Source organism: Streptomyces sp. NPDC031418 (assembly GCF_055581605.1).
Genome location: NZ_JBVIJC010000013.1, coordinates 1 through 21,176 on the forward strand (window position 1 = coordinate 1; position 21,176 = coordinate 21,176).

19 protein-coding genes are annotated in these 21,176 nt (G+C 72.8%); 13 read left to right on the forward strand and 6 right to left on the reverse strand.

The genetic code is table 11. The features are described from left to right. From ACZ5CZ_RS20555 to ACZ5CZ_RS20575, 5 genes are all read left to right on the forward strand, one after another. On the forward strand, positions 1-428 hold a 428-nt coding region (locus tag ACZ5CZ_RS20555; protein ID WP_468944665.1), incomplete at its 5' end, for an alpha-glucosidase C-terminal domain-containing protein. Further along, positions 425-2,143 (forward strand): maltose alpha-D-glucosyltransferase, encoded by a 1,719-nt coding sequence (gene treS / locus ACZ5CZ_RS20560; RefSeq protein ID WP_385841008.1) that lies wholly within the window; start codon positions 425-427, stop codon positions 2,141-2,143. The genes ACZ5CZ_RS20555 and treS, both read left to right, overlap by 4 nt. A 29-nt stretch (positions 2,144-2,172) precedes the next feature. Further along, entirely contained in the window at positions 2,173-3,537 is a 1,365-nt protein-coding gene (locus ACZ5CZ_RS20565) for a maltokinase N-terminal cap-like domain-containing protein (protein ID WP_385841009.1), read from the forward strand. Positions 3,538-3,541: 4 nt separating this feature from the next. After that, on the forward strand, positions 3,542-5,749 hold the full coding sequence (glgB, locus tag ACZ5CZ_RS20570) for a 1,4-alpha-glucan branching enzyme (RefSeq protein WP_385841010.1): 2,208 nt from the start codon (positions 3,542-3,544) through the stop codon (positions 5,747-5,749). 124 nt (positions 5,750-5,873) lie between these two features. Continuing rightward, positions 5,874-6,962: a glutamate--cysteine ligase 2 gene (locus ACZ5CZ_RS20575; protein WP_385841011.1), complete on the forward strand. Its 1,089-nt coding sequence runs from the start codon at positions 5,874-5,876 to the stop codon at positions 6,960-6,962. A 12-nt stretch (positions 6,963-6,974) separates the two neighbouring features. Here the strand turns inward: ACZ5CZ_RS20575 and ACZ5CZ_RS20580 are convergent, their stop codons facing one another. After that, complete coding sequence (locus ACZ5CZ_RS20580; RefSeq protein WP_468944670.1) at positions 6,975-7,208, reverse strand: DUF6480 family protein; 234 nt, start codon at positions 7,206-7,208, stop codon at positions 6,975-6,977. 150 nt (positions 7,209-7,358) lie between these two features. Here ACZ5CZ_RS20580 and ACZ5CZ_RS20585 point away from each other — a divergent pair, with 150 nt between their 5' ends. The 4 genes from ACZ5CZ_RS20585 (at position 7,359) to ACZ5CZ_RS20600 (ending at position 13,693) form a co-directional block, all read left to right on the forward strand. Next, positions 7,359-9,257 carry an AMP-dependent synthetase/ligase gene (locus ACZ5CZ_RS20585; RefSeq protein WP_468944673.1) on the forward strand — a complete coding sequence of 633 codons (1,899 nt, stop codon included), beginning with the start codon at positions 7,359-7,361 and terminating at the stop codon, positions 9,255-9,257. 161 nt (positions 9,258-9,418) lie between these two features. After that, on the forward strand, positions 9,419-9,853 hold the full coding sequence (locus ACZ5CZ_RS20590; RefSeq protein ID WP_387054782.1) for an ATP-binding protein: 435 nt from the start codon (positions 9,419-9,421) through the stop codon (positions 9,851-9,853). A gap of 93 nt (positions 9,854-9,946) precedes the next feature. Further along, positions 9,947-11,323 carry an NAD(P)/FAD-dependent oxidoreductase gene (locus ACZ5CZ_RS20595; protein WP_468944677.1) on the forward strand — a complete coding sequence of 459 codons (1,377 nt, stop codon included), beginning with the start codon at positions 9,947-9,949 and terminating at the stop codon, positions 11,321-11,323. A gap of 129 nt (positions 11,324-11,452) precedes the next feature. Further along, a complete protein-coding gene (locus ACZ5CZ_RS20600) occupies positions 11,453-13,693 on the forward strand; it encodes an FUSC family protein (RefSeq protein WP_385841017.1) in 2,241 nt (746 codons plus the stop codon). 15 nt (positions 13,694-13,708) lie between these two features. Here ACZ5CZ_RS20600 and ACZ5CZ_RS20605 read toward each other — a convergent pair whose 3' ends face one another. Both ACZ5CZ_RS20605 and ACZ5CZ_RS20610 read right to left on the reverse strand, forming a co-directional pair. Beyond that, positions 13,709-14,566, reverse strand: coding sequence for an RNA polymerase sigma factor SigF (locus ACZ5CZ_RS20605; protein WP_468944681.1), 858 nt, complete (start codon positions 14,564-14,566; stop codon positions 13,709-13,711). Between the two features lie 907 nt (positions 14,567-15,473). Then, positions 15,474-15,905 carry an ATP-binding protein gene (locus tag ACZ5CZ_RS20610; protein ID WP_385841020.1) on the reverse strand — a complete coding sequence of 144 codons (432 nt, stop codon included), beginning with the start codon at positions 15,903-15,905 and terminating at the stop codon, positions 15,474-15,476. Between the two features lie 111 nt (positions 15,906-16,016). On the opposite strand from ACZ5CZ_RS20610, the gene ACZ5CZ_RS20615 reads away from it, so the two are divergent. Beyond that, positions 16,017-16,289: a hypothetical protein gene (locus ACZ5CZ_RS20615; protein ID WP_468944685.1), complete on the forward strand. Its 273-nt coding sequence runs from the start codon at positions 16,017-16,019 to the stop codon at positions 16,287-16,289. 266 nt (positions 16,290-16,555) lie between these two features. Continuing rightward, complete coding sequence (locus tag ACZ5CZ_RS20620; RefSeq protein WP_385841022.1) at positions 16,556-17,011, forward strand: cyclic nucleotide-binding domain-containing protein; 456 nt, start codon at positions 16,556-16,558, stop codon at positions 17,009-17,011. Positions 17,012-17,021: 10 nt separating this feature from the next. Here ACZ5CZ_RS20620 and ACZ5CZ_RS20625 read toward each other — a convergent pair whose 3' ends face one another. Beyond that, positions 17,022-18,323 (reverse strand): MFS transporter, encoded by a 1,302-nt coding sequence (locus ACZ5CZ_RS20625; RefSeq protein WP_468944688.1) that lies wholly within the window; start codon positions 18,321-18,323, stop codon positions 17,022-17,024. A gap of 105 nt (positions 18,324-18,428) precedes the next feature. After that, positions 18,429-19,046, reverse strand: coding sequence for a LysE/ArgO family amino acid transporter (locus tag ACZ5CZ_RS20630; RefSeq protein ID WP_385841024.1), 618 nt, complete (start codon positions 19,044-19,046; stop codon positions 18,429-18,431). 70 nt (positions 19,047-19,116) lie between these two features. Between ACZ5CZ_RS20630 and ACZ5CZ_RS20635 the strand changes: the two genes are divergently transcribed. Together ACZ5CZ_RS20635 and ACZ5CZ_RS20640 are read left to right on the forward strand one after the other, a co-directional pair. Next, the gene (locus tag ACZ5CZ_RS20635) at positions 19,117-20,001 is read left to right on the forward strand and encodes a LysR family transcriptional regulator ArgP (RefSeq protein ID WP_468944691.1); all 885 of its coding nucleotides are present in this window, start codon (positions 19,117-19,119) and stop codon (positions 19,999-20,001) included. A 314-nt stretch (positions 20,002-20,315) separates the two neighbouring features. Beyond that, a complete protein-coding gene (locus ACZ5CZ_RS20640; RefSeq protein WP_385841026.1) occupies positions 20,316-20,567 on the forward strand; it encodes a WhiB family transcriptional regulator in 252 nt (83 codons plus the stop codon). A gap of 45 nt (positions 20,568-20,612) precedes the next feature. Here the strand turns inward: ACZ5CZ_RS20640 and ACZ5CZ_RS20645 are convergent, their stop codons facing one another. Continuing rightward, complete coding sequence (locus ACZ5CZ_RS20645; protein ID WP_468944693.1) at positions 20,613-21,062, reverse strand: DUF6098 family protein; 450 nt, start codon at positions 21,060-21,062, stop codon at positions 20,613-20,615. Positions 21,063-21,176: the final 114 nt, after the last annotated feature.

The following is a 21,176-nucleotide window of genomic DNA, read 5'->3' on the forward strand; positions in this document are numbered from 1 at the left end:
AGAAGTACCAGCTGCGACCGCGCGACTGGGCGGCCGCCGAGCGCGAGGGACGGACCATCGCGCCCCTCATCACCCGGCTCAACACCGTCCGGCGGAAGCACCCCGCGCTACAGCGCCTGCGGAATCTCCGCTTCCATCAGACCGACAACGACGCCGTGCTCGCCTACAGCAAGAGCACGGGGACGGACACGGTCATCGTGGTCGTCAACCTCGACCCGCATCACACCCAGGAGGCCACGGTCTCGTTGGACATGCCGCAACTCGGCCTGGACTGGCACGCCGCCCTGTCCGTGCACGACGAACTGACGGGCGAGACGTACCACTGGGGCAGGACCAACTACGTGTGTCTCACGCCCGGCCGGACGCCGGCGCACCTGCTCCACGTCGGGCGAGCGACGCACCCGATCGGAGGGCCCGCAGCGTCATGACCGTCAACGAACCCGTACTGGACACCTTCGAGGACACCCCGGCCAAGGACCGGGACCCGGAGTGGTTCAAACGCGCCGTCTTCTACGAGGTCCTGGTCCGTTCCTTCCAGGACAGCGACGGCGACGGCATCGGTGACCTGAAGGGCCTGACGGCCAAGCTGGACTATCTCCAGTGGCTCGGGGTCGACTGTCTGTGGCTGCCCCCCTTCTTCAAGTCGCCCCTGCGGGACGGCGGTTACGACGTCGCCGACTACACCGCCGTACTGCCGGAGTTCGGTGACCTCGCCGACTTCGTGGAGTTCGTGGACGCGGCCCACCAGCGCGGCATGCGGGTGATCATCGACTTCGTCATGAACCACACCAGCGACCAGCACCCGTGGTTCCAGGAGTCCCGCCGCAACCCCGAGGGCCCCTACGGGGACTACTACATGTGGGCCGACGACGACAAGCAGTACCCGGACGCCCGGATCATCTTCGTCGACACCGAGGCCTCCAACTGGACCTTCGACCCGGTGCGCGGCCAGTACTACTTCCACCGGTTCTTCTCGCACCAGCCCGACCTCAACTACGAGAACCCGGCGGTGCAGGAGGAGATCCTGGCCGCGCTGCGCTTCTGGCTGGATCTCGGCATCGACGGCTACCGCCTCGACGCGGTGCCCTATCTCTACGCCGAGGAGGGGACCAACTGCGAGAACCTGCCGGCGACGCACGCCTTCCTGCGGCGGGTGCGCAAGGAGATCGACGCGCTCTATCCGGACACCGTGCTGCTGGCGGAGGCCAACCAGTGGCCGGAGGACGTGGTCGACTACTTCGGGGACTACGGCTCCGGCGGCGACGAGTGTCACATGGCCTTCCACTTCCCGGTCATGCCGCGCATCTTCATGGCCGTACGGCGGGAGTCCCGCTACCCCGTCTCCGAGATCCTCGCCAAGACCCCGGCCATCCCCTCCGGCTGCCAGTGGGGCATCTTCCTGCGCAACCACGACGAGCTGACCCTGGAGATGGTCACCGACGAGGAACGCGACTACATGTGGGCCGAGTACGCCAAGGACCCGCGGATGCGCGCCAACATCGGCATCCGCCGCCGCCTCGCGCCCCTGCTCGACAACGACCGCAACCAGATCGAGCTGTTCACCGCCCTGCTGCTGTCCCTGCCCGGCTCGCCGATCCTCTACTACGGCGACGAGATCGGGATGGGCGACAACATCTGGCTCGGCGACCGCGACGCCGTACGCACCCCGATGCAGTGGACCCCCGACCGCAACGCGGGCTTCTCGACGTGCGACCCGGGACGCCTCTTCCTCCCCACGATCATGGACCCGGTCTACGGCTACCAGGTCACCAACGTCGAGGCCGCCATGTCCTCCCCGTCCAGCCTGCTGCACTGGACCCGCCGCATGATCGAGATCCGCAAGCAGAACCCCGCCTTCGGACTCGGCTCCTTCACGGAACTGCCGTCCTCCAACCCGGCGGTGCTCGCCTTCCTGCGCGAGTACGGCGACGACCTGGTGCTGTGCGTCAACAACTTCTCCCGCTTCGCCCAGCCCACCGAGCTCGACCTGCGGACCTACGACGGACGCCACCCGGTCGAGCTGATCGGCGGGGTGCGCTTCCCCGCCATCGGTGAACTGCCGTATCTGCTGACCCTGCAAGGCCACGGTTTCTACTGGTTCCGGCTCACCCGAGTCGCATCCCGCATCGGCCGCCGCCGCTGACCGCGGCGCCGAGGAAAGGACGCGTCACCATGCCGAAGACCATCACGCTCCGGCCGAGAACCGCGGCCGGCGCCGACGGGCCGCTGGCCTCGCTCGGCGGGCTGTTGCGCGACTGGCTGCCCCGGCAACGCTGGTTCGCGGGCAAGGACCGGCCCGTCACCGATCTTTCGGTGCTCTCCGTGACCGAGCTGTTCCCCGGGTGTCTGCATCTGCTGGTGCACGCCTCGCACGCGCCGGTGCCCACCCCCGGCGGCACTCCCCCGCCCGGTGACTGCTACCAGCTGCTGCTGGGGCTGCGGCAGCACCTCGCGCCGCGCCTGGAGCGGGCGTTCATCGGACGCGCCGAGGAGGGTCCGCTGGCCGGCTTCGCGGTCTACGACGCGCTGCACGACCCGCGCTCGGCGAACCTGCTGCTGGAGCGGCTGCGCCGGCCGGGCACGGCGGGTCCGCTGCGCTTCGAGGCCGACCCGGCCGTCCTGCTGCCCGGAGGTCTTCCCCCGCGGCTGCTGGACGCCGAGCAGTCCAACACGTCGATCGTGTACGGCGACGCCTTCATCCTGAAGCTGTTCCGCCGGATCCAGCCGGGCGTCAACCCGGACCTGGAGGTCTCGGCGGCACTCGCCGCACAGGGCTGCACCCGGGTCCCGGCGCCGGTGGCCTGGTTCACCACCAGCGCGCCGCGGCCGGCGACGCTCGGGGTGCTCCAGCCCTTCCTGCCGGACGCCACCGACGGCTGGACGCTGGCGCTGCGCGCGCTCGCCGCCGGCGACGACTTCACCGCCGAGGCCCGGGAACTGGGCCGGGCGATGGCCGAGGTGCATCTGGCGCTGGCCGGTGCGTTCCCGCCGGCCGGGCCGGGCGAGACGGGCCGTACGGCGCAGGAGATGTGCGCCCGGCTGGAGGCGGCCGCGCACGCCGTGCCGGGGCTACGGCCGTTCGTGCCGGGGCTGCGGGCGGCGTTCGGGGCGCTCGCCACGTGCGACGCCGGTCCCCCGGCGCAGCGCGTGCACGGCGATCTGCACCTCGGACAGGTACTGCGGGCCGGACGCGACTGGTTCGTCATCGACTTCGAGGGCGAGCCGTCCCGGCCGCTCGCCGAGCGGCGGGCCCCGCAGTCCCCGGTGCGGGACGTGGCCGGGATGCTGCGCTCCTTCGACTACGCGGCCCGGCAGCGCCGCCCCTGGCGACCCGAGTGGGCGCGCCGCTGCCGGGAGGCGTTCTGCGCGGGCTACGCGGCCCGTGCCGGCTGGGATCCACGCAAGAAGCACGCGCTGCTGCGCGCGCACGAGACGGACAGGGCGGTCTACGAGGTGCTGTACGAGGCGAGACACCGGCCGGACTGGCTGCCGGTACCGATGGCGGCGATCAAGCGGCTCGCCGTGTGGGGAGGCTGAGGTCATGGCACTGCGCGACACCGCACGTCCCGAGGCGGCCGGCCCCGCACCGGCCGCGGCCCCGCCGCTCGACCCGGACGACCGGGGCCGGCTGCTGGCCGGCGCCCACCACGACCCGCACGCCCTGCTGGGCGCGCATCCGGTGCCCGGCGGCATGTGTGTGCGGGCCCTGCGCCCGAACGCCCGCGAGGTGAGCGTCGTCGCCGACGGCGTGCGCACCCCGCTCGCCTCGGAGGGCGACGGCCTCTTCGCCGCCGTCCTTCCCTGGGCGGAGATCCCGTCGTACACCCTGCTGGTGGCGTACGACGACACCGAGGTGGAGACAGACGACCCGTACCGCTTCCTGCCCGCCCTGGGCGAGCTGGACCTGCATCTGATCCGGGAGGGCCGGCACGAGCAGCTGTGGCGGGCGCTCGGCGCCGAGCCGATGACCCACCAGGGCGTGGCCGGCACCCGCTTCACCGTGTGGGCGCCGAACGCCCAGGGCGTGCGGGTGGCCGGGGAGTTCACCTACTGGGACGGCACCCAGTACCCGATGCGGTCGCTCGGCGCGTCCGGGGTGTGGGAGCTGTTCCTGCCCGGGATCGGCGAGGGCGCCCGGTACAAGTTCGAGATCACCTCCCGGTACGGCCACCGGTTCCTGAAGGCCGACCCGATGGCACGGGCGACGGAGGTGCCGCCGGACACGGCGTCGGTCGTCACGGTCTCGCGGTACGAGTGGGGCGACGCCCAGTGGATGGCGCACCGCGGCGACACCCCGGTCCACGAGGCGCCGTTCTCCGTGTACGAGGTGCATCTGCCCTCGTGGCGGCCGGGCTCGACCTATCGCTCGCTGGCGGAGGAACTCCCGGCGTACGTCAAGGAGATGGGCTTCACCCATGTGGAGCTGATGCCGGTGGCCGGGCATCCGTTCAGCGGCTCCTGGGGCTACCAGGTCACCTCCTACTACGCGCCCACTCCCCGGCTCGGCTCGCCGGACGACTTCCGGTACTTCGTGGACGCCTGCCACCGGGCCGGAATCGGCGTGATCATGGACTGGGTGCCGGCGCACTTCCCGAAGGACGACTGGGCGCTGGCCCGGTTCGACGGGGACCCGCTGTACGAACCCGGGGACTGGCGTCGGGCGGAGCATCCGGACTGGGGCACCTACGAGTTCGACTACGGGCGGACCGAGGTGCGCAACTTCCTGGTCGCCAACGCCGTCTACTGGTGCGAGGAGTTCCATGTCGACGGGCTGCGGGTGGACGCGGTCGCCTCGATGCTCTATCTCGACTACTCGCGGGACTCCGGGCAGTGGGAGCCGAACGTGTTCGGCGGGCGGGAGGACCTGGACGCGGTCGCCTTCCTCCAGGAGATGAACGCCACGGTGTACCGGCGCTGCCCCGGCGTGGTGACCATCGCCGAGGAGTCCACCGCGTGGGACGGGGTGACCCGGCCGACGGACGGCGGGGGGCTCGGGTTCGGGCTGAAGTGGAACATGGGCTGGATGCACGACTCGCTGGAGTACGTGCAGAAGGAGCCGGTGCACCGCAAGTACCACCACCACGAGATGACCTTCTCGATGGTGTACGCCTACAGCGAGAACTACGTGCTGCCGATCTCCCACGACGAGGTGGTGCACGGCAAGCAGGCGCTGGTGTCGAAGATGCCCGGCGACTGGTGGCAGCGGCGCGCGAACCACCGCGCCTACCTCGGCTTCATGTGGGCCCACCCGGGCAAGCAGCTGCTGTTCATGGGGCAGGAGTTCGCGCAGGGCGCCGAGTGGTCGGAGGCGCACGGCCCGGAGTGGTGGCTGCTCGGTGACGACTACCACTCGGCGGGCGATCACCGGGGCGTGCAGCAGCTGGTCCGGGACCTGAACGCGCTGTACCGGGCGACCCCGGCGCTGTGGCAGCGGGACACCGACCCGGGCGGCTTCCGGTGGGTGCTGTGCGACGCGGCGGACGACAACGTCTTCGCGTTCCTGCGCTACGACAGCACGGGCACCCCGCTGCTCGCGGTCTCCCACTTCTCGCCGGTCGTCCGGGAGGACTACCGGCTGTGGGTGCCCGAGGAGATCCCCGCCTGGCAGGAGGAGCTGAACACCGACGGTCTCCAGTACGGCGGCAGCGGCGTCGTCGTCGGCGCGCCGGGGGCGCTCAAGCCCGAGGACGGGTCGCTGCGGGTGACGCTGCCGCCGCTCGCCACGGTGTTCCTGACCCCGCTGCGCTGAGCACCGTCAGGTGTCGACGGCCGTACCAGGGGCATTCGGGGGTCGTACGGACCCACGACTGTCCCTGGCGGCATGAGCGGGACAGCACGTCCCGTGGCCCGACAGGAAGGAAGGGCGGCACTCGGTGCGCACGGTCGGTGTGGAGGAGGAACTCCTTCTGGTCGATCCGGACAGCGGTGACCCGAAGGCGCTGGCGGCGGCCGTGCTCGCGCAGGCCGCGCAGGACGATCCCGGACAGGAGGTCTTCGACAAGGAGCTGTTCCGGCAGATGCTGGAGTTCGCCACGCACCCGCAGTCGGACATGGCGGCACTGGGTGCCGAGATCGTGCGCTGCCGGAAGGAGGCGGCCCGGCACGCCGGGCAGTTCGGCTGCTCGGTCGCCGCGCTGGCCTCCTCCCCGCTGCCGGTCAGCCCCAGCCTCACCGTGAACGAGCGGTATCAGTGGCTGGCCGAGCATTACGGGATCGGCACCCGGGACCAGCTGGTCTGCGGCTGCCATGTGCATGTGTGCATCGAGTCGGACGAGGAGGGTGTGGCTGTCCTGGACCGGATCCGGCCGTGGTTGCCGGTGCTGTCCGCGATGAGCGCCAACTCGCCGTTCTGGCAGGGCCGGGACACGGGGTACGCCAGCTACCGAACCCGGGTGTGGGAGCGCTGGCCGTCGGCCGGGCCGACCGAGCCGTTCGGGTCGCCGGAGCGGTACCACGGGCGGGTGGCGGACATGGTGGCCACCGGCGTCATCCTGGACGAGGCGATGGCGTACTTCGACGCGCGGCTGTGCGCCCACTATCCGACGGTGGAGATCCGGGTGGCCGATGTGTGCCTGCGCGCGGAGACCGCCGTACTGATCGCCACGCTGACCCGCGGCCTGGTGGAGACGGCCGCCCGGGACTGGCGGGCCGGCCGGCCGCCGTGCGGGCACAGTGTGAGCCTGCTGCGGCTGGCCGCCTGGCAGGCGGCCCGCTGGGGGCTTCAGCGGGAGCTGCTCGATCCGGTGGCCATGCGGCCCCGGCCCGCCGCGGACGTGCTGCGCTCGCTGCTCGACTACACCAAGGACGCGCTGCGCGAGAGCGGTGACACGGAGCGCGCCGAGGAGGGTGTGGCGGAGCTGCTGCGGCGTGGCAACGGCGCGCAGGAGCAGCGCCGGCTGATGGAGCACACGGACAGCCTGCGCGGTGTGGTCACCGCGTGCGTGCGGCGCACCCTCGACTGAGGGCCGGGCCGGTCAGAGCATCAGCACCAGGGCGTACACCAGGAAGAAGGCCGCGATCAGGACGACGAGGACGAGGATCACCGTCAGCGGCGCCTTGGCCCAGCCTCTGCTCGTGGCGTCCGGCTCCCGCGGCCCGGCCTGGGGCATGCTGCTCTCGGCGGGCGGGGTCTCGCCGGGCGGGACGCCGCCTCCGGGCTCCAGGCCCGTGGTGCGCTCGGGTTCGGGATCGGGGTTCACATGGCTCATGTCTGCCGAGTCCCCAGGACACGCCGACATCATCAGCCGATCACGACTTCCGCATTCCAGACCCCGGAGGCGGTCCGCTGGGCTACATTCGAGCACCGCCGACGACAGAGCCGATCGGCGGAGTGACCCTCCGTACTCCGGGAGCAGCGCATGCGGGACGTCGCCCTCGCTCCGGCCGGCCCCTCCGTGCTGACCGGCGGTCTCGCCGACAGTGTCTTCGAGAGGGCCGACCGCCGGCCCACCCTGCCCGTGCTCGCGCACCGCGCGGACCGGACCGCGAGCCGGTGGGAGGAGGTGACGGCGGTGGAGCTGCGGGACGCGGTGGCCGACCTGGCCAAGGGGCTGATCGCGGCCGGTGTCGCCCCGGGACGGCGGGTGGCCCTGATGGCGCGCACCCGCTACGAGTGGACGCTGTTCGCCCTGGCCCTGTGGGCGGTGGGCGCCGAGGTCGTACCGATCCATCCGGCGTCCTCCCGGGACCAGGCCGAGTGGATCCTGCGGGACGCCGACTGCGAGGCGGTGGTCGTCGAGGACGAGCAGGGCGTGATGACCGTCGGCACCGTGTGCGCCCGGCTGCCCCGGCTGCGGCATGTGTGGCAGCTGGACGCGGGCGCGGTGGCCGAGCTGGTGGAGCGGGGCGCGGCCGTGCCCGACGCGACGTTGGAGTCCCTGCGCCGGCTCGTGCTGCCGGACGCCACGGCGGCCGTCGTCTACACGTCCGGCACCTCGGGCCACCCGCTGGGCTGCGCGCTCAGCCACCGCGGCCTGGCCTATCCCTGTGACACCCTGCTGACCGGCTGGCTGCACACCGCGGCACCGCCGGGCGAGCAGCCCTCGGTCCTGGCCTTCCTGCCGTTCTCGCACGTCTACGGCATCATGATCATGCTGACCTGTGTGCGCGGCGGGGTCCTGATGGCGCACGAGCCGGAGCTGACCGAGGAGGCGCTGGGGTCGGCGCTGGCCACCTTCCGGCCCACCTATCTGTACGGCGTGCCGTCGCTGTTCGAGAAGCTGTACAAGAAGTTCCTGCGCGCCGCCCAGCAGTCCGGCCGGGGCGCCCTGTTCGAGCGGGCCGCGCAGACCGCGCGGGACTTCGCGGCGGCCGAGGAGCGGCGGCGGCTCGGCACCGGGACAGGTCCCGGCCTCGAACTCAGGGTCCAGCACGCCCTGTACGAGCGCACGGTGTACCGCAGACTGCGGGCGGCGCTCGGCGGCCGGGTGCTGCGCGGCACGTCCGGCGGTTCCCCGCTCAGCCGTGAACTGTCGCTGTTCTTCGCGGGCATCGGGGTGTACGTGCACGACGGCTACGGGCTCACCGAGACCTCCGGCGGGATCACCATGCAGCCGCTCGGCCGGGAGAAGTCCGGCACGGTGGGCCGGCCGCTGCCCGGTACCGAGGTCCGGGTGGCCGACGACGGGGAGATCCTGGTGAACGGCCCGTCGGTGTTCCAGGGGTACGCCGGCGACGAGGCGGCGACCCGGGCGGCGCTGCGCGGCGGCTGGCTGGCCACCGGGGACATCGGGCATCTGGACGCGGAGGGCTATCTGACGATCACCGGCCGGAAGAAGGACATCATCGTCACCAGCGGCGGCACCAGCGTGGCGCCGGCCCCGCTGGAGCAGCGGCTGCGGCAGCATCCGCTCGTCCACCAGGCGGTGGTGATCGGCGACAACCGGCCCTGTGTGGGGGCGCTGATCACCCTGGACCCGGAGTTCCTCGCGCACTGGCGGGCGGCGCTGGCGCTGCCGCGCGACGCCCCGGGCCGGGAGGCCCGCGAGGAGAACGCGCTGCGCGAGGAGATCGCGCGGGCGGTGGCGGCCGCCAACACCACGGTGTCCCGCGCGGAGTCCATCAGGGTCTACCGTGTGCTCCAGGAACCGTTCGCCGCGGACAACGGCCTGCTGACGCCGTCTCTGAAACTGCGCCGGGACGCGATCGTGCGGCACTGGGCCGCCGAGATCGACGCCATGTACGAGGCGCGCTCCTGGACCGGGCGCAGCGTGCCGGAGCCGGCCGACTGGGAGGAGTCGGACGACGTCTTCCGCTGAGCGTGCCGAGGAGGTGCAGCCGTACGGACCGCCTTTCCGGACGCACGGATATCCCGGCCCGGGTGGGGGAACCCGCAGCGCAGGAAGAGCAGCGACGACGACCGACCCGGTCGCCACGGGCCGCAGGGGCCCGTGGCGCGTCCGGGGGCGGGGAATGCGAGATGACGACGGAGCCGCGTTGGGACGACACGCCGGACTCGGAGGAGAGGTGCGAGCGCACGTTCTCCTTCGACGGCGAGCTGCGCAACGTCACGGAGGCGCGGCTGGCCGCCGAGGAGTTCCTCGGTGCCCTCGCCCGGGACACGCCGCCGGGCGCGCACGAGTACTGGGACGACATCCTGCTGGTGGTGACCGAGCTTGCCGCCAACGTGATCCAGTACGCGCCCGGCCCGTTCGGGCTGCGGATGCGCCGGACCTTCGACGGTGTGCACGTGACGATGCGCGACAGCAGCACGGTGAAGCCGGAGCCGCGGCCCTTCCGGCCGCACACGGGCGGCGGCGGCATCGGCTGGCATCTGGTGCACACGCTGTGCACCCAGGTGAGCGTCGTCGTCCATGACACCGGCAAGGACATCCATGTGTTCCTGCCCTGGTGACCGCGGGGCAGCGGGGTATCCGCACGGGTAGCCGTACCCAGCTGGCGGAACGGCTCGGCCGGCTGTGGGATCGAAGGTGCCGCGCAGAAAGGGATGAACACCGTGACACGACCCAGGATCCTGGTGGTGGGCGCAGGCTTCGCCGGAGTCGAGTGTGTCCGCCGCCTGGAGCGGAAACTCGGCCCCGACGAGGCCGACGTCACCTTGGTGACGCCGTTCGCCTATCAGCTCTATCTGCCTCTGCTGCCACAGGTGGCCTCCGGCGTCCTCACCCCGCAGTCCATCGCCCTGTCGCTGCGGCGCAGCAAGAAGTACCGCACCCGGATCATCCCGGGCGGGGCGATCGGGGTGGACCTGAAGGCCAAGGTGTGCGTCGTACGCACCATCACCGACAAGCTGGTCGACGAACGTTACGACTACATCGTGCTGGCACCGGGCAGTGTGACCCGGACCTTCGACATCCCGGGGCTGACCGAGCACGCCTTCGGCATGAAGACCCTGGCCGAGGCGGCCTACATCCGCGACCACGTCATCTCCCAGCTCGATCTCGCGGACGCCAGCGACGATCCCGCCGAGCGGGCGGCCCGGCTCCAGTTCGTGGTGGTCGGCGGCGGCTATGCCGGCACCGAGACCGCGGCCTGTCTCCAGCGGCTGACGCACGCGGCCGTGACCCGGTACCCGCGGCTGGACCCGGGCCTGATCAAGTGGCATCTGATCGACATCGCGCCCAAGCTCATGCCGGAGCTGGGCGACAAGCTCGGCCGCAGTGCGCGGGAGATCCTGGGGCGGCGTGGCATCGAGGTGTCGCTGGGGGTGTCGATCGAGAAGGCCGGGCCGGAGGAGGTCACCTTCACCGACGGCCGGGTGGTGCCGACGCACACGCTGATCTGGACGGCGGGTGTGGTCGCGAGTCCGCTGATCGCCACGCTCGGCGCGGAGACGGTCCGCGGCCGGCTGGCGGTCACCGCCGAGATGTGCCTGCCCGGCCACGACGGGGTGTTCGCGCTCGGCGACTCGGCGGCGGTGCCGGATCTGGCCAAGGGCGAGGACGGGGCGGTCTGCCCGCCCACGGCGCAGCACGCGATGCGGCAGGGCCGGACGGTCGCGGACAACGTCATCGCGACGCTGCGGGGGCAGCCGCGCCAGCCGTACGTGCACAAGGACCTGGGTCTGGTCGTGGACCTCGGCGGCAAGGACGCGGTGTCCAAGCCGCTCGGGGTGGAGTTGCGCGGGGTACCCGCGCAGGCGGTGGCCCGCGGCTACCACTGGTCGGCGCTGCGCACGAACGTGGCCAAGACCCGGGTGATGACCAACTGGCTGCTGAACGCGGTCGCGGGCGACGATTTCGTCCGCACCGGCTTCCAGGCCCGCAAGCCCGCCCGGCTGAAGGACTTCGAGTTCACCGACGCGTATCTGACGCCGGAGGAGGTGCGGGCCCGGGTGGAGGGCGGTGCCACCGCGAGCCCCTGACCTGAGCCGGGGACGTGACCGGGCCGGTTGCCGCACCCTGGCCGAGGGCCGGTGGTGCGGCGGCTCGTGCGATGCTGGGGTTGATCGGTTTCTGGCACGGCATGCACGGACACGGGAGAGCGCGGCGGCGTGAGGGTGGCGAGGCGGTCGGGGCGGGTGCGGGTGTGGGACCGGCTGGCGGCGTCCGATCCCGGGCTGCTGCGGCTCACCGCCGGACTGCGCACGGTCACCGCGATCGCGCTCACCCTCGCCGTCCTCGCCGTGCTGCGGGTCCCGGTGCCGCTGCTGGTGGCCGGGGCGATGGCGGCGATGGTGGCGACCTTCGCCATCCGGGAGAAGCAGCGCGCGCAGCAGGCCGTGACCCTCGCGCTCGGCCTGCCGGTGGCGCTGGCCTCGGTGTCGCTGGGTGCGCTGCTGAACCAGCGGGTGGTCGTCGGCGACCTGTTCTTCGTCCTGCTCATCTTCAGTGCCGTCTACGGCCGCCGGTTCGGCGACCGCGGCACCGCGCTCGGGCTGATCGGCTTCCAGATCTACTTCCTGTCCCTGTTCGTGCACGCCACGCCCGCCGTGCTGCCGCAGCTGTACGGAGTGCTCTGCGTGGCGTTCGCGTGCAGTGCCACCGCCCGGTTCGCGCTGCTGCCGCAGACCCCGGCGGGCACCCTGGACCGGCTGCGGCGCGCCTTCCGCGCGCGGCTGGCGCAGCTCATCGCCACCCAGGCGGAGCTGCTGGACGCCGGCCCGGCCGACGCCGAGAAGGTCCTGGACGACCTGCGCACCGGCACGGCACGGCTGCACGAGACGGCGCTGCTGATCCAGGGCCGGCTGGAGGACGGCACCTTGGACGAGGGGGCGGCCCGGCTGCTCCAGCGCCGGATCGCGGACGCCGAGATCGCCGCCGAGCGGCTCGGGCTGCTGCTGCTCACCGCGCGCAGCGCCCAGCGCACCGACACCCTCACCCTGCATCTGCCGGGCGCCCCGCTGCCCTCCGGGGGCGAGCTGCCGGTGCGGGACGAGGCGTCGGCCGCGCTGCGCCGGGACCTGGGGGCGCTGCGGGAGCTGATGGTGCGTCCGCGCGGCGAGGCGTCGGGGACGGCGCTGGCCCAGGTGCGCAACCGGCTGCTCGGCTATCGCGACGAGGAGAACCTGCCGCCGGCCGCCCCGGCGGTGCAGGACGTGTTCCGCGGCCTCGGCGAGGCGGCCCGGGCGGCGCTCGGTCTGCGGATGGCACTGGACGGGCCGCAGGACGAGTCGGACGACAGCCCGGCGACCACCCGCTCGCGCGAGGAGCTGGACGCGGAGGACGCCGCGATCGAGGCCCGCGAGGAGAGCGAGCCGGAGGAGGCGGAGGCGACCGGGCTGCGCCGGCCCACCACCCGGGCCGCCGTCCAGGTCGCCGTCGGTTCCTCGCTGGCCATCGTCGGTGGTGAACTGCTGTCCAGTCAGCGCTGGTACTGGGCGGTGCTGACCTGCTGGATCGTGTTCCTCAACACCGCCTCCACCGGCGAGATCCTGGTGAAGGGCTACCGTCGGCTGCTCGGCACGGTACTGGGCGTGGTGGCCGGCATCGGGCTCGCCGGTCTGGTCGGGCAGCACACCTGGACGGCGTTCGGGCTGGTGCTGGTGTTCATCTTCGCGATGTTCTACAGCGCTCCCCTGTCGTACACGCTGATGTCGTTCTTCGTCACGGCGATGCTGGGACTGCTGTACACGCTGCTGAACACCTACAGCATGGCGGTGCTGGTGCTGCGGGTGGAGGAGACGGCGCTGGGCGCGGCCTGCGGGGTGATCGCGGCGGCGCTGGTGCTGCCGGTGCGCACCGACCGCCGTACCAACGAACTCCTCGGCACCGTCCTGGACCGGCTCGCCGGGCTCACCCGGGGCGCCGTCGACCAGCTGAGCGGCGGAGCGGGCGCCGACCTGGTGGAGCAGGCGCGGGAGCTGGACCAGGCGCTGGCCGACCTGCGCGCGGCCACCCAGCCGCTGACCCACCCGATCACCCCGCTGCGCTCCCGCCGGGACACCGCCCGGTACGTGGTGGCGCTGCTGGAGACCTGCGCGTATCACGGGCGGTCGCTGGCGGCGACGGCGGAGCTGCTGCCGACCCACCCCTCGATCGCGGCGGACCCCCGGCTGCGCGGCGCCTGCGCGCGGATCGTGCACAACATCGAGGCGATCGCCGCGCACGTCGCCGATCCGCGGTCCGCCGAGGAGCTGGAGTCGGGGCCCAGCATCGCCTCGATGCTGGAGCCCGGCACCCTGCACACGCCCCGCTACGGCCGGGTGACCGACCGGGTCCTCAGGCATCTCCAGCGCCTGGACGAGGCGGTCTCCGGTCTGGCCCGGCCGCTGGGCATGGGCGCGCGGGCCTGAGGCCGCGACGCCGGCTCAGCAGGTGCCGGTGCCGCCGGGGCGCGAGCCGAGCGCCTCGTCGCGGACGCGGGCGCAGCTGCGGCTGATCAGCCGCGAGACGTGCATCTGGGAGATGCCGAGTTGGTCGGCGATCCGGCTCTGGGTCATGTCCTCGAAGAAGCGCATGTAGAGGATGGCGCGCTCCCGCTCGGGCAGCCGGCGCAGCCCCTCCTTGGCGGCCTCGCGATCGACCACGACGTCGTAGGAGGTGTCCGGGGAGCCCAGGGTGTCGGCGAGGCTGTAGCCGTCGTCGCCGGTGTTCAGCTCGGCGTCCAGGGACAGGGTGCTGAAGCTCTCCAGCGCCTCCAGGCCGGCCGTGACCTCCTCCTCGGTGAGGCCGGTGTGCTCGGCGAGGGCGGCGACGGTGGGTTCCGGGCTGCCCGGGTGCTGGGTGAGTTCGCGGCGGGCCACCCGGACCCGGTTGCGCAGCTCCTGCACCCGGCGGGGTACGCGCAGAGCCCACATCCGGTCCCGGAAGTGCCGCTTGACCTCGCCGGTGATGGTGGGCACGGCGTAGCTCTCGAAGGCCCCGCGCGAGGGGTCGAAGCGGTCGATGGCCTTCACCAGGCCGAGCGCGGCGACCTGGCGCAGGTCCTCGACGGACTCGCCGCGGTCGCGGAAGCGGCTGGCGATCCGGTGGGCCATGGGCAGCCAGGCGGTGGTGAGCTCGTCGCGTACGGCGTCCCGCTCCGGGCCGTCGTCCAGTTCCGCCAGCCGGGCGAAGAGCGCCGCGGTGTCCGGGGCGTCGTCGTGGGGGCGCCGGGTGGGCGCGGCGGCGGTGCCGGTGTCGGTGTCGGGCGTGCCGGGACGGCTTGTCGAGAGGTCGGTCAGCATGCGGATTCGCTCCTGAACGTGGTTTCAGGGCACGACCGGAAGAGGATTTCCGGTTCCGGGCCCGAACGGTGGTGTCAGGGTTCGCCGCGGGTGGGCCGCCGGTCCGCCGGGAGGGACCCGGGCAACCGTACGGTTCCCGCTGGGCGCGCGCCTCCGGTCCGAAGCACGAGACTCCGTCTGCCCCCCGACCCGACGAGCAAACGCCCTCGTCCCCGACGGTGGAACGTCCCTGGCCGAAGGGTCCAAAGTTCTCCTCCCCGCCGGACAAACGCCCCCCACCGGACACACGGAAATCCCCGCCCCCAGCAGCCACACGCCGCCGACGAGACACACGAACACCCTCGGCCTCGCCTGCCAGACGCTCCCAGGCCAACGGCCCCACCGAGCAAACGCACCTCGCCGGACACACGGAACTTCCCGACCCCAGCGGGCACACGCCCCCGGCCAGACACGTGAACACCTTCGGCCTTGGCAGCCAGACGCTCCCAGCCGAACGGACAAAAGTCCTCGGCCCCCGCACGCAAAGGCCGCGGGCAGACACGCACAACACCCGCGGCCTCGCCAGGCAGACACTCACAGCCCAGCAGGCGAAAGCCCTCGGCGCCAACGGGCAAAGCGCTCCCCGGCCAGAAGCCCCGCCCCGACAGGCAGCCCCCAGACCGGACACGGGCAAGTTCCCGACCGGCCCAGCGGCAGAGTCCCCGGCCGAACACACGCAAGCCCCGCCCACGACAGGCAAGCCCTCCCCGGCCACACGCGCGCAAGACCGGCACCCCCACCAGCCACACGCCCTCGGCGGGACACCAGAGCCCCGGCCTCAACAGGCAGACGCCCGCCCCGGCCGGCGAAAGGCCAGGGCACGACGGGCAGACCGACCGGGTGGACGGGTGAGTCGCGCCGGACGGCGTCAGCGCAGCGGGACCACGGCCGTGACGCGCTTGCCGCCGCAGGGCAGTTCGGCCACCCGGACATCCCGGGAGAGCCGGCAGACGATGGGCCAGCCCCGGCCGCCCGGCCGGGCCAGTCCGCGCTCGTCCGTGGCGGCGAGCGCCACCGGCACCTCTTCGCTGCGGTCGCTCACCGACACCCGTACGCCGCCGGAGTCGACGGCGACGTCGAAGCCGGTGATGCCGCCGCCGTGGAGGATGGCGTTGGTGGTGAGTTCCGAGGTGACCAGCAGGATGTCCTCCATGGTCTCCGGGGCGCACGGCAGGGCCCGGTCCCGGCACCGCTCGGCCACCACGCGCTGGACCGTTCTGCGGGCGTCGGCCGGCCGGCACGGCAGCCGGCGCGGTTCCCGTCGGCTCGTCGAGGAAATGGTCCGGTGCTTGATGGACATCCGATCCCTCCTGAGACGTAAGCCCTCACCTTTCGGCTGACCTCTCAGGGCGCAGCCAAACACCCTCGGTACGGATGCCATCACCGCGCCGCGGCCGGGTACCCGAGCCACATGACCGATGTGGTGGACGCGGACGAGTTGTTGCGGCGCATCCAGCGCGCCCGGGCCTGCGCGGCCGAGGAGGAGCGGGCCTGGCACGGGCGGGCCGGAAGTCTGTCGGCGAGCGATCCGGACGGCGCGCGGGAGGCGGCGGGGCGGGCGCGGGCGTACGAGGCGGTGCGGCGGGTGCTGGACGAGATCGTCAACCCGGGCAGGGCCGCGAGGAGCGCCGACGCGGCGGCTGAGGGACCGGCGGAGGGCGCGGGAGTGAAACAGGTCACTTGACCCGTTCTCGAGTACCGGAACGCACTCCAAGTGGTTTATCGTTCATACATACGTGGTGCGGAGCGGACCGGAACCGTCCTTCTGTGCTCCCCGCATCACCGCATACGGCCCTGGCCGGCCTCCCCCGTCCGGCCAGGGCTTTTTGCTGCCCGAGATCGCCGCCGACCGGCGCAAAGCCCGCGTTTCGAGGTGCCCCGGGCGGCCGCAGCGGCTGAAATGGGCTGAGGGAAAGCACCCGAACCGCCGCCGGCGAGGAGCCCCGCCCCATGACCAAAGCGATCAAACTGCTCACCGCCCTGCCCCAGACGCAGCGCGAGCGCCTGATGGAGCTGGCCAAGGAAGTGTCCTTCCCGGAGGACACCCGCATCTTCGAGGCGGGCGGCACCGCCGACCGCTTCTGGGTGATCCGCTCCGGCGCGGTCCACCTGGACCAGCAGGTCACCGCCCGTCAGCGGGTCACCGTGGCCACGCTCGGCGCGGGCGACCTGCTGGGCTGGTCCTGGCTGTTCCCGCCGTACGAGTGGGACTTCGGTGCGGTCGCCTTCAGCAATGTGAGGGCCTACGAGTTCGACGGGCCCTCGGTGCTCGGGCTGTGCGTGGAGGATCCGCTGCTCGGGCTGTCCCTGGTGCGGACGGTGGCGGAGGTCCTCGCCAGCCGGCTGGAGGCGACCCGAGGCAAGCTGCTGGACCAGTACGCACTGCGCCGCAGCCCTCCGCTGTAGGGCGCGGCCGTCAGATCCGGTAGCGGCGCAGGGCCGGCATCGCGGCGGCCAGCGTCAGCATCACCACGACGACGAGCGCGCCGCCGCCCGCGACGGCGGCGCGCGGACCGAACGCGGAGCCGGCCGTGCCGTGCAGCACGTCGGCCAGGCGCGGGCCGCCCGCCACCACCACGGTGAACACGCCCTGCATCCTGCCCCGCATCTCGTCCGTCGCGGCCGACAGCAGGATCGCGCCGCGGAACACCATCGAGACCATGTCGGCCACCCCGGCCGCCGCGAGGAGGACCAGAGCGAGCCAGAGGTTGCCGCTCAGCCCGAACCCGGCGACGGCCACGCCCCAGCCGACGACGGCGCCGATCACCATCGCGCCGTGCCGGCGGGCGCGGGAGAACACCCCCGAGAACAGGCCGCCGAGCACCGCGCCGACCGGGATGCCCGCGAACAGCACACCGAGCGCGAGACCCTCGCCGTAGGAGTGGTACGTCTCCGCGGCCAGCTGCGGGAACAGGGCGCGGGGCATGCCGAGCACCATGGCGACGATGTCGGCGAGGAAGGACAGCAGCAGCACCTTGTGCCGGGAGATGTACCGGAACCCGGCCGCTATCTCGCGCACCCCGGCCCGGCGGGCGGGGCCGTCGCCGAGCGGGGGCAGCGCGGGGAGCCGGAACACGGCCCACACGGTCACGCACAGCGCGAGGGCGTCGATGAGATACAGCTCGGGCAGGCCGATGACCGGGATGAGCACACCGGCGAGCAGCGGGCCGGCCACCAGCCCGGTCTGCATCACCGTGGAGCCCAGCGCGTTCGCGGCGGGCAGCTCCTCCGCCGGGACCAGGCGGGCGATGGAGGCGTTGCGGGCGGGCGCGTTGAGCCCGAAGAAGGCCTGTTGCAGCGCGAGCAGGACCATGAGGACGACCACGGAGTCCAGCCCGGTGACGGCCTGGGCGAAGAACAGCAGGGAGGTCACCGCGATCCCGCTGTTGGTGACCAGCAGCAGCTTGCGGCGGTCCACGGTGTCGGCCACCGCGCCGCCCCACAGCGCGAACGCCACCATGGGTATCAGCCCGGCCAGGCTCGCGTAGCCGACCCAGGCCGAGGAGCGGGTGATGTCGTAGATCTGCTTGGGCACGGCGACGGCGGTGAGCTGGCTGCCGACGGCCGTGACGATGGTCGAGGACCACAGCCGCCGGTAGGCGGGGATGCGCAGGGGCCGGGTGTCCATGGCCCAGCGGCGCCAGCCGCGCCGGGGTGCGGGCGGGGCCGCCGGGGTGAGGGAGTCGGTTTCGCTGGTGCTGCTCTCGCTGGTGTCCACGGGTGTCCTGTTGCCGGTCCGCCGATGAAGGTTGCTCCCTCCATCTTTTTCACTTCGAGAGCCTAACTATCTCAGCAACCGCTGTGGACGCCACCGCTATTTCGCTCAGGCCCCGGCGATCAGCGCCGCGCCGAGCCCCAGCATGGTGACGGCGACCAGCCCGTCCAGCACCCGCCAGGCGCCGGGGCGGGCCAGGAAGCGGCCGAGCAGCCGGGCACCGAAGCCGAGTGCGGCGAACCAGCACAGGCTGGCGAGCGCGGCGCCCAGGCCGAAGGTCCAGCGCAGCGGGCCCCGGTCGGCGGCGAGCGAGCCGAGCAGGAAGACGGTGTCCAGGTAGACGTGCGGGTTGAGCCAAGTCATGGCCAGGCAGGTGAGCACCGCGCGGCGGCGGGAGCCGGCGGCCTCGCCCTCGGTGCTGAGGCCGGCCGTGCCGGGCCGCAGCACCCGGCGCGCGGCGAGGGCGCCGTAGCAGAGCAGGAAGGCGCCGCCGACGATGCCGACCGCGCGCAGCGCGCCCGGCCAGGTCACGACGACGGCGCCGACCCCGCCGACGCCGAGCGCGATGAGCACCGCGTCGGACAGGGCGCAGATGCCGACCACGGCGAGGACGGCGTTCCGGCGCACCCCCTGGCGCAGGACGAAGGCGTTCTGGGCGCCGATGGCGACGATCAGGGACAGGCCGGTGCCGAATCCGGCGGCCGCGGCGGCCAGGGTGTGGTTCATGCCGTCGACGCTAGGCAGGCCGACTGTCTCAAGTACAGCTAAAGATTCTTACGTACCCTTAGCCGATGTGATGACCGACCTTCCCGTGGAGCAGGTGCGGACGCTGCTCGCCGTGGTGGACGAGGGCACCTTCGACGCGGCGGCCGCGGTCCTGCATGTGACGCCGTCGGCGGTGAGCCAGCGGATCAAGGCGCTGGAGCAGCGGACCGGCCGGGTGCTGCTCCAGCGCACCAAGCCGGTGCGGCCCACCGAGTCCGGCGCGGTGCTGGTGCGGTTCGCCCGGCAGCTCGCCCGGCTGGAGCGGGACGCCTGGGGCGAGCTGGGGCTGAGCGGCGCCGGGGAGCCGACGCGGGTGTCGGTGGCGGTGAACGCGGACTCGCTGGCGACCTGGTTCCTGCCGGCGCTGTCCCGGGTACCGGGGCTCTGCTTCGAGCTGCACCGGGAGGACGAGGACCACACCGCGGCCCTGCTGCGCGAGGGCCTGGTGATGGCGGCGGTGACCTCCGCGGCCGATCCGGTGCCGGGCTGCACGGTCCGTCCGCTCGGCCGGATGCGCTATCTGCCGGTGGCGGCACCGGAGTTCGTCGCCGCGCACCTGTCGGACGGGTCGCTGCCCGAGGTGCTGCCCCGGGCGCCGGTCGTCTTCTTCGACCGCAAGGACGACTTCCAGGACGTGTTCCTCCGGCGGCTGGGCCATGCGCCCGCCGGTCCGTTCCGGCACTATGTGCCCACCTCGGAGGGGTTTGTCGACGCGGTGGCCGCGGGGCTCGGCTGGGGCCTGGTCCCCGAGGACCAGGCCCGACCGCTGCTGGCCGAGGGGCGGTTGGCGCTCGTCGCGGCCGGCGAGTGGGTGGACTGCGCGCTCTACTGGCAGCAGTGGAAGCTCGACTCCCCCGCGCTGGCCGCCCTGGCCGAAGCGGTGACCGCCACCGCGGTGCGGGCGCTGCGCCGTTGACCTCTGCGCTTCCGGGGCGGCGCCGGCCGGCCGGAAGCGGAGTACGGTGGTCCGCGACGGCGGAGCGGCCGGCACCCCGGCTCGCCGCCGGGTGCCCGCCCGGGCGGGCTCGCCGCGGTGCCCCAAAGGCCCTTCCGCCCTGCCCAGTTGAGCGCGTACGGCCCACCACGGGACCGCGTGCGCCGTGACCCGCAGACGGTCGTCCTCCGATTTCCCTCCGGTCGCGTCGTTTCACCCCGCCCCGACCGGTCACCCGAATCGGCAGCACTCAATCGACAGGCACGGACGACTTCGATTCCGAGCAGGAGACTTCGATGGACAACTGGCGCGACCATGCCGCGTGCCGTCACGAGGACCCCGACCTCTTCTTCCCCGTCGGCACCACCGGGCCCGCGCAGGTACAGATCCAGCGGGCCAAGGAGGTGTGCGTGCGATGCCCGGTCCGGGAGCAGTGCCTGGACTGGGCTCTGGACACCGGTCAGGGCATCGGCGTCTGGGGCGGGAAGACCGAGCTGGAGCGGCGCGCGCTGCGCCGCCGGGCCTCGTCCCGGCCGCGCTCGGGCTGATCCCCGGCACGCTCCGCCCGCACCGGGCGCGGCACCCCGGCCGGCTCAGCGGCCGCTGCGGCGCAGGGTCCCCCAGTGCCGCTCCTGCCGGGCGACCTCGGCGCGGGCCGCGTGGATCACCCGGTCGGCGATCCAGCACACCGGCTCGACATCGGCCACCAGCGGCTCGTTGTCGGGACCCCGGCCGGTCTCCCGGCCCCTGAGCACCCAGGGCCGGACGCCGGGGCCCTTCTCGTGCGGCAGGTGTGCGTAGTCGTACAGGCGGCGGGCCACCCACAGCTCCACCGAGCGGCCCGCCCACCAGTCCTCGACGTCGAGCGGGTTCGCGGACAGTCCGGGGAGGGGTATGCCGGTGAGCGCGTCCAGGCTGGAGACCCGGTCGAGGTCGGGGCCGGGCCCGGTGGACCAGCGCACGTACAGGCCGCGCTGCCGCTGCACCAGGCCGGCCATGTCGGCGAGCGTGGACACGACCGGCAGGTCATCCGCTGGACTCATGGCATGACCTCTTCCTCGGCACCGCCCCCACCGCTTGCGTCCCCCGGTCGGTCGGAGTACCCCGGGGGCGGTCCGGGAACCGGAGCCGCCGGGCCGGGGTGCGACACCGGGGGG

Bases quoted from the DNA above. Each gene is read 5' to 3' on its own strand.
- treS (WP_385841008.1), top strand. From the start codon at position 425: ATGACCGTCAACGAACCCGTACTGGACACCTTCGAGGACACCCCGGCC.
- ACZ5CZ_RS20565 (WP_385841009.1), top strand. From the start codon at position 2,173: ATGCCGAAGACCATCACGCTCCGGCCGAGAACCGCGGCCGGCGCCGAC.
- glgB (WP_385841010.1), top strand. From the start codon at position 3,542: ATGGCACTGCGCGACACCGCACGTCCCGAGGCGGCCGGCCCCGCACCG.
- ACZ5CZ_RS20580 (WP_468944670.1), bottom strand. From the start codon at position 7,208: ATGAGCCATGTGAACCCCGATCCCGAACCCGAGCGCACCACGGGCCTG.
- ACZ5CZ_RS20585 (WP_468944673.1), top strand. From the start codon at position 7,359: ATGCGGGACGTCGCCCTCGCTCCGGCCGGCCCCTCCGTGCTGACCGGC.
- ACZ5CZ_RS20590 (WP_387054782.1), top strand. From the start codon at position 9,419: ATGACGACGGAGCCGCGTTGGGACGACACGCCGGACTCGGAGGAGAGG.
- ACZ5CZ_RS20595 (WP_468944677.1), top strand. From the start codon at position 9,947: ATGAACACCGTGACACGACCCAGGATCCTGGTGGTGGGCGCAGGCTTC.
- ACZ5CZ_RS20605 (WP_468944681.1), bottom strand. From the start codon at position 14,566: ATGCTGACCGACCTCTCGACAAGCCGTCCCGGCACGCCCGACACCGAC.
- ACZ5CZ_RS20610 (WP_385841020.1), bottom strand. From the start codon at position 15,905: ATGTCCATCAAGCACCGGACCATTTCCTCGACGAGCCGACGGGAACCG.
- ACZ5CZ_RS20615 (WP_468944685.1), top strand. From the start codon at position 16,017: ATGACCGATGTGGTGGACGCGGACGAGTTGTTGCGGCGCATCCAGCGC.
- ACZ5CZ_RS20620 (WP_385841022.1), top strand. From the start codon at position 16,556: ATGACCAAAGCGATCAAACTGCTCACCGCCCTGCCCCAGACGCAGCGC.
- ACZ5CZ_RS20630 (WP_385841024.1), bottom strand. From the start codon at position 19,046: ATGAACCACACCCTGGCCGCCGCGGCCGCCGGATTCGGCACCGGCCTG.
- ACZ5CZ_RS20635 (WP_468944691.1), top strand. From the start codon at position 19,117: ATGACCGACCTTCCCGTGGAGCAGGTGCGGACGCTGCTCGCCGTGGTG.
- ACZ5CZ_RS20640 (WP_385841026.1), top strand. From the start codon at position 20,316: ATGGACAACTGGCGCGACCATGCCGCGTGCCGTCACGAGGACCCCGAC.
- ACZ5CZ_RS20645 (WP_468944693.1), bottom strand. From the start codon at position 21,062: ATGAGTCCAGCGGATGACCTGCCGGTCGTGTCCACGCTCGCCGACATG.